Origin of the sequence: Streptomyces millisiae, assembly GCF_031845425.1 — a bacterium.
GTDB lineage: Bacteria > Actinomycetota > Actinomycetes > Streptomycetales > Streptomycetaceae > Streptomyces > Streptomyces millisiae.
In genome coordinates this window covers 1-427 of the sequence record NZ_JAVREM010000359.1, presented here as the reverse complement: position 1 = coordinate 427, position 427 = coordinate 1, and the positions used below count along the sequence as shown (strand labels likewise).

Below are 427 nucleotides of genomic sequence, written 5' to 3'. Positions count from 1 at the left end.
CCTCCAGGCGCAGCGGTCCGCTGCGCCTGGAGGCGATCCGGTCGGGCAACGCGCAATTGGGCCGGGTCGGTGATGTCCCGCCGATCCTCGCGCAGTATTCGGACGCCGGGGTGCCCATCGTCGGGGCGGTGAAATACGACGGGAACGGGCTGGTGCTGGCAACCTCACCGGGCTCGGGCATCAAGTCGCTGAAAGACTTGGCCGGCAAGAAGATTGCGATCAACGAGGGCACCGCGCAGCAGGCGGTCGTGCTGCGCAACCTGAAGTCCGCCGGCTTGAGCATCAAGGACGTGCAGCCGATCAATCTGGGTCTGGCCGAGTTCGCCGACGGTCTGCGTGCCGAGCAGGTCAACGCCGCGGTGCTCAAGCAACCGGACCGCGTGCGGTACCTCGCTTCCACGCAGGGGGAGGGGAGCATCGAAATCCC

1 protein-coding gene is annotated in these 427 nt (G+C 67.2%); it reads left to right on the top strand.

Features of this window, described 5'->3' with window-relative positions; genetic code table 11:
• Positions 1–427: ABC transporter substrate-binding protein (locus tag RNC47_RS37080; protein WP_311605273.1), on the top strand; the 427-nt coding region annotated here is incomplete at both ends.